Below are 2,278 nucleotides of genomic sequence, written 5' to 3' on the forward strand. Positions count from 1 at the left end.
TGTAATGGCTCAATAGTAATGTCCGCCTGTGGCTCAATTCAGATGTCCGCGCTATGGTAAGCTTCACTGGTCCGTTTAAACTACCGGGAGGCATATCATGAGCGCAGAAAGCTCAGGAGTGTTTACTTTGAAAGAGATCAACCGGATCAAGATTATACAGGACGTCATTGAACGTCGCATCACAACGCGCCGTGCGGCCGAGCACCTCGGTATCAGCGACAGGCAATGCCGCAGACTTCTTGCCCGTTACCGTGAAGGCGGACCGCTTGGTATGGCCAGCAGACGATGTGGCATGCGTGGTAACCGCCAGTTGCCACCCGGGCTCGCAGATCAGGCTCTGGAACTGATCAAGACGCGTTATGCTGATTTCGGTCCGACTCTGGCGCGTGAAAAGCTCGAAGAACTCCACGGACTGTTTCTTGGCAAAGAAACTGTCCGGCGCATCATGGTGCGGGCTGGCTTATGGGTTCCCCGTAAACAACGTGCCGCAAGGATCCCTCAACCACGGTACCGGCGTCCGTGTACTGGTGAGCTGATACAAATAGATGGCTGTGATCACGACTGGTTTGAAGGCCGTGGCCCGGCCTGCACCGCGCTGGTCTATGTTGATGATGCAACCAGCAAACTGATGGAACTGTTGTTTGTTAAATCGGAGTCCACGTTTTCTTACTTCGAAGCCACGCGGCGCTATATCGATAAGCATGGTAAACCGCTGGCACTGTACAGCGATAAAGCCGGTGTTTTTCGTGTTAACAATAAACACGCCACAGGCGGAGACGGGCATACTCAGTTTGGGCGAGCCATGCATGAACTGAACATCCAGACTATCTGTGCAGAAACCAGTCCCGCCAAAGGGCGTGTAGAACGAGCTCACCTCACTTTACAGGATCGTCTGGTCAAAGAGCTGCGGTTACAGGGCATTTGTTCAATGGAGGCTGCAAATGACTTCGCTGAGGCCTATATGGCTGACTATAACCGCCGTTTTGGCAAAGTACCGCGACATGATTTTGACGTACACCGTGCTGTAGAACATGATGAGGACCTGGGGCTTATTTTCACTGTTCGTGAAAAACGTAAAGTCTCAAAATCGTTGACGATACAATATGATAAAATGTTGTACCTGATTGAAGACAGCGAACTGAGTCGCCGTGCAATAGGTAAATATATCGATGTGTATCACTATCCTGATGGCAGAAAAGAGCTGCGCCTGAACGGTACGCTACTTCCCTACTCTACCTACGACCGACTGTCAGAAATCGACCAGGGCGCGATTGTCGATAACAAGCGTCTTGGCCGAACCCTGGAGTTTATCAGTCTGGTGCAGAGCAAGCGGGATAACACGCGCTCTCAGTCAATTCCCGCTGGAGATGGCCCTTCCCGACGACGGCCAAAGCAGGAAGGGAAGAAATCCCAGCGCTCACTGGATAATGATGACATGCTCGAAGCACTCAAACAGCTTCAGTCACGTTCAGAGGACATTTTTGGTAAAAGAGCCCGCTGATGGTACTCACTGGCCGGACAGTGGTTGCTCACCAGTTGATATTGTCCGGCCAGACCCATGATGTATTATTCATTTCGTTCAGCATCTTTATGTCCTGCTTTTCACGGGCATACTTACCCCATAATGAATGAAAAGAACGAACAATACTGATTAACTGCTTTTTTCTTTGCTCCGGAGATAGGCTGATAAAATAGCAGCACCTGCTGTCAATATTATCCTCAATGAAATTAAAATCAGAGTCTGATGCATATTTTACTGTTAGCATAATATCATTCGACGTTGTTCTCTCAGACTCTGTTAATGCTGATTCTATCAGGTATTCAAAGGCATACATGACAGACAGCTGGTTTTTGTCTGTCTGAATATAACCCATTGAGTTTCTGAGTATTGAGGACTGTACCAGGACCAGAGGCCATAAAAGCTCAACACCATAAAGCTTATATGTATCATGTTGATCATACTGATGTTGCTCAACACGACGATTACCTTCCCGTGCTTTACGAATATCATAGGCAAGGGATAACATAAATCCGTCTTTAACTTTAATCAGTGGGCTTTCATCCACGATGTAATGAATGAGTTCATGTAATTCATTCAGGGCTTCTGAATCTCCCCACAGTATAAAACCTGCATTGTTCGGCGTTAACTCGTATCGAAGCATGGGCTCAATCATCCTGTTGTTTCAGTCGGAGGAAAGTCTATCAGTAAAGAGAATGAGAGATCAAAGTGGTCATTTTAATTGAGCTGGATAACGGACATTTCAATTGAGCCTTGACA

2 protein-coding genes are annotated in these 2,278 nt (G+C 47.7%); one reads left to right on the top strand and one right to left on the bottom strand.

Going from position 1 to position 2,278, the window contains the following annotated elements; translation table 11 throughout:
• Positions 1 to 97 precede the first annotated feature (97 nt).
• A complete protein-coding gene (locus tag HMPREF3096_RS01835; RefSeq protein ID WP_001567368.1) occupies positions 98 to 1,501 on the top strand; it encodes an ISNCY-like element ISKpn21 family transposase in 1,404 nt (467 codons plus the stop codon).
• Between the two features lie 28 nt (positions 1,502 to 1,529).
• Here the strand turns inward: HMPREF3096_RS01835 and HMPREF3096_RS01840 are convergent, their stop codons facing one another.
• Positions 1,530 to 2,162 (bottom strand): DUF6904 family protein, encoded by a 633-nt coding sequence (locus tag HMPREF3096_RS01840; RefSeq protein ID WP_001567369.1) that lies wholly within the window; start codon positions 2,160 to 2,162, stop codon positions 1,530 to 1,532.
• Positions 2,163 to 2,278: the final 116 nt, after the last annotated feature.

The sequence above is a fragment of the Klebsiella sp. HMSC25G12 genome (genome assembly GCF_001807705.1).
In the GTDB taxonomy this organism is placed as follows: domain Bacteria; phylum Pseudomonadota; class Gammaproteobacteria; order Enterobacterales; family Enterobacteriaceae; genus Klebsiella; species Klebsiella variicola.

Excerpts from the sequence above, each read along its gene's own strand:
- HMPREF3096_RS01835 (WP_001567368.1), top strand. The coding sequence starts at position 98 with ATGAGCGCAGAAAGCTCAGGAGTGTTTACTTTGAAAGAGATCAACCGG.
- HMPREF3096_RS01840 (WP_001567369.1), bottom strand. The coding sequence starts at position 2,162 with ATGCTTCGATACGAGTTAACGCCGAACAATGCAGGTTTTATACTGTGG.